Origin of the sequence: Delftia sp. WSY_12 (assembly GCF_043104645.1) — a bacterium.
GTDB lineage: Bacteria > Pseudomonadota > Gammaproteobacteria > Burkholderiales > Burkholderiaceae_C > Comamonas > Comamonas tsuruhatensis.
Map to the genome: position 1 here is coordinate 1 of NZ_JBICKW010000027.1, position 3,515 is coordinate 3,515.

Consider the following 3,515-nt stretch of genomic DNA (forward strand, 5'->3'; position numbering starts at 1 on the left):
CGCCCATGGCATACCGGTGCCACCGCAACTCGCCTTGTGCTTTCGCAAGCCGGCCACGGGCACGCCACAAGTACGCCACGGGTACGATGGCGCCATGCCCTCCACGCCCGACATGCCCCACCTGTCCCGCCTGCAGCTGTCGCTGCGCGATCTGCTGGCCCGCCGCCGCAGCGCGGCCCTGGCCACCCAGCCCGCCGACTCCCCTGCCCCCGGGGCTGGCGATGCACTGCCCGCTCCCCGTCTGTCCATGGTGCCCTGGGCCTGGAATGCGCAGTTTGGCTGCTTTGTGCTGCACGTCAGCGCACTGGCAGCGCACACGCGGGCCATGGAGCTGCACCCGGCCGTCAGCCTGCTGGTGTGCGCGGCCGAAGTGGACGGCGAGGGCGTGCATGCACTGGAGCGCGTGGCCATTGAAGGCGTGGCCAGCACACCTCCGCCCGGCAGCGTGCTGGCCGATGGCGCGCGCGACAGCTATGTGCTGCGCTTCCCCGAAGCCGCGTTCATGACCGATCTGGGCGACTTCCGCTTTGTCTGCATCACGCCATCCATCGCCCGGCACGTGGCGGGCTTTGGCGCGGCGCGCGATGTGTCGGCCCATGACCTGATCGAAGCACTGAGCATCCAGCCCAGCTGACTCACGTGCCCCGCACGTGGGCCGCGATCAGGGCGCCCGCCGCATCGCCCTGCCCCGCCACGCAGGCGCGCACATGGTCCTCCCACATCTGGCCCTGCTGCTCCACCTGGGCATGGACAAAGCGCTGCAGCATGCGCCGGGGATCGTCGCAGCGCTCGTAGGCATAGGGATCGCCGCGCGTGCACAGCGCCTTGAACTGCAGCCAGGCCGCCTGCCGCGTGACGGGCATGCCCTGCAGGCGCTGCCACTGGTGCAGCAGCTCATGGGCAAAGATGCCTGCGATCTGCGGATGCGACAGGCGCAGCGGCTGGCGCGGATCGGACTGCATGAAAAAGGCGCGCGGCATGAAGATGCGCCCGCCATTCATGGACAGCGCCCTGCGCGTGTCGCCCAGGCGGCGCAGATAAAGGCGCATGCGCGGCAGCAGCGCATCCAGCGAGGCGCCGAAGTGCGTGCGCACAAAGGCCTGTTCCTGCGCATCGAGCGGCCGGCTCCAGAACACCATGCTCAGTCCCCCGGCCCCTGCCGATAGCGCCGTGCCATGAAATCCACGAAGGCACGCACGGCCGGGCGCAGATGCCGCGTGCGCGGATACAGCGCGTGGTAGCTGTACTGCCCCAGATGAAAACAGGGCAGCACCCGCACCAGCTGGCCGCGCTCGATGGCCGAGCGCACGGTATGCCAGGTCAGCGCCGCAATGCCCCGCCCCGCGCGTGCAGCCTCGAAGATGGTGGCCACCGAATCGGTGCGCAATGCCGCAAGCGGCTGGACCTCGGTGACAGCGCCCTGCCCGGACACCACGCTCCAGCGCAACTCGGCCGGACCCGCAGCAAAGGCCAGGGCGCGGTGCGCGGCCAGTTGCTCTGGCGCCTGCACCACCCCGTGGCGCATCAGATAGGCGGGCGAAGCCACCAGCACCAGAGGCGAATGCGTTAGCAGCCGCGCCTGCAGTCCACTGTCCGGCAATTGCCGGCTGATGCGCACGGCTGCATCCACGCCCTCGGCCACCAGGTCCACCAGCCGGTCGGTGCACAGCAGTTGCAGCTCCAGATCCGGGAATTGCTGCTCGAACTCGGGCAGCCAGTCGCCCAGCTCGATGGCGCCCACGGCCAGCGGCAGCGTGATGCGCAGCACGCCCGCCACGCGTGCGCGGCGCACGGCCAGCGCGGCCTCGGCCGCATCGAGCTGCTCCAGCAACTGCACGCAGCTGAGGTAGTAGCTGCGCCCCGCCTCGGTCAGGCTCAGCCCGCGCGAATTGCGCTGCAGCAGCTGCGTGCCCAGTTCCGACTCCAGCCATTTGACATGGCGCGAGGCGGTCGAATGCGTCATGCCCAGCCTGTCCTGCGCCGCCGTGAAGCCCTGCGCATCCACTACGCCGCAAAACACCCGCATGGCCTGCCATCTGTCCATTGCCCGTGCACTCCTTTGGCGGGGATTGTGGGGCATGCGGGCGGCCGCATTCCGTTGCGCCACAGCCCCACGCCGGCCCCTTTTCCGACCCATTCCTCCCTTTGGGCCTCAGAAACAGACTATTCCTAGAGACAAGCACGCCGCAGCTGCCTAGATTGACCGGCAACCCGGACACAGGCTTGCCTCCACCAGCTCCCCGCCAGACGCATGGCCGCCTCCTGCCCGAGATTCCTAAAAATCCCGAGGGAGAAACTCACATGCACCCATGGCACACCCTGCTGCGCAGCGCCTTGCTATGCCTCGCCGCACTGCTGGCCCAGGCCACGCCCACCCTGGCGGCTGCCGCCCCCAACCTGGGCGGCGGCTCCGGCAAATGCGACCCCACCGTACAAAGCTGCGCCCCCGGCACGGGCGGCGGCATCGACCTCGGCGGTGGCGGTGGCGGCTCGGGCGGCGGCACCTGCACCCCCACGCCCGGCGGCAGCCCCTGCGGCGGCGCCGGCCCCGCCACCCAGGGCAACTCCAGCAGCACCCACCAGGGCGCAGGCAACCCCATCCACCTCATCAACGGCAACAAATACCAGCGCGAAGTGGACATGCCCGCCTTGCCAGGCGTGCTCGGCCTGGAAGTCGTGCGCCACTACAACAGCAGCTACAGCCGGGCCTACGTGCCGCCAGGCCTGCTCGGCCGCGGCTGGCTGCTCAGCTACGAGGCCCGCCTGTACGACCACCCCACCAACCTGCAGATCGTGCAGGCCGACGGCACCCGCATCATCTTCAGCAAGCTGCGCGAGCACCCCAGCCTGTGCGCCAGCCAGCAGCCGGGCAACGGCATCTTGCGCATCGAAGGCCCGGATACAAAGGGCACCAAGGAAACCAAGCCCGGCCAGGAACGGCACTACACCTGGCAATGGATGGACGGGCGCGAGCTGCGCTTCAACCACCGGGGGCGCCTGACCCGCATCAGCCTGCCCTCGGGCGAACAGGTCCGCCTGGACTACAACGCCAAGGGCAACCGCCTGCTCAAGGTCACCGACCCGCAGGGCCGCAGCCTGCGCCTGCACTACGCCCAATCTTCGGGCGAGGACAGCTTCACCGGCGTGCAGGCCATCGACACCCCGCTGGGCCGCATCGGCTACCGCCACGGCAGCGCACCGTTGCCCGGCAGCACCCAGCCCCAGGCCAAGCTGAACGCCAGCCTCGTGCAGGTCAGCCTCCCGTCGGCCGATGGCCAAGCCCCGGTCCAGCGCCACTACCACTATGAAGACCCGCGCCACCCCACCTTGCTCACGGGCATCAGCGTCCAGGGCCAGGGCAGTGACGGCAAGCCCATGGACGAGCGCATCGCCAGCTACGCCTACGGCGACACCGGCCGCGCCATCTTGAGCGTGCGCGGCCCGCCGGACAGCCAGCAGGAAAAAGTCACCCTGGACCTCAGCCAGCCCTGGAAGAACACCCTCACCAACAGCCT

Annotated in this window: 4 protein-coding genes; 2 read left to right on the plus strand and 2 right to left on the minus strand. The window is 69.5% G+C overall.

Annotated features, from left to right (window positions below):
* Positions 1-94: 94 nt before the first annotated feature.
* Entirely contained in the window at positions 95-634 is a 540-nt protein-coding gene (locus ACF8LI_RS17430) for a pyridoxamine 5'-phosphate oxidase family protein (protein ID WP_046241376.1), read from the plus strand.
* Position 635: 1 nt separating this feature from the next.
* On the opposite strand, the gene ACF8LI_RS17435 is transcribed toward ACF8LI_RS17430, so the two are convergent.
* Both ACF8LI_RS17435 and ACF8LI_RS17440 read right to left on the minus strand, forming a co-directional pair.
* On the minus strand, positions 636-1,139 hold the full coding sequence (locus tag ACF8LI_RS17435; RefSeq protein WP_016450580.1) for a hypothetical protein: 504 nt from the start codon (positions 1,137-1,139) through the stop codon (positions 636-638).
* A 2-nt stretch (positions 1,140-1,141) separates the two neighbouring features.
* Complete coding sequence (locus ACF8LI_RS17440; RefSeq protein ID WP_392413517.1) at positions 1,142-2,044, minus strand: LysR family transcriptional regulator; 903 nt, start codon at positions 2,042-2,044, stop codon at positions 1,142-1,144.
* Positions 2,045-2,301: 257 nt separating this feature from the next.
* Here ACF8LI_RS17440 and ACF8LI_RS17445 point away from each other — a divergent pair.
* Positions 2,302-3,515, plus strand: a 1,214-nt coding sequence (locus tag ACF8LI_RS17445; protein ID WP_392413519.1) for an RHS repeat domain-containing protein, incomplete at its 3' end; no start/stop codon positions are given.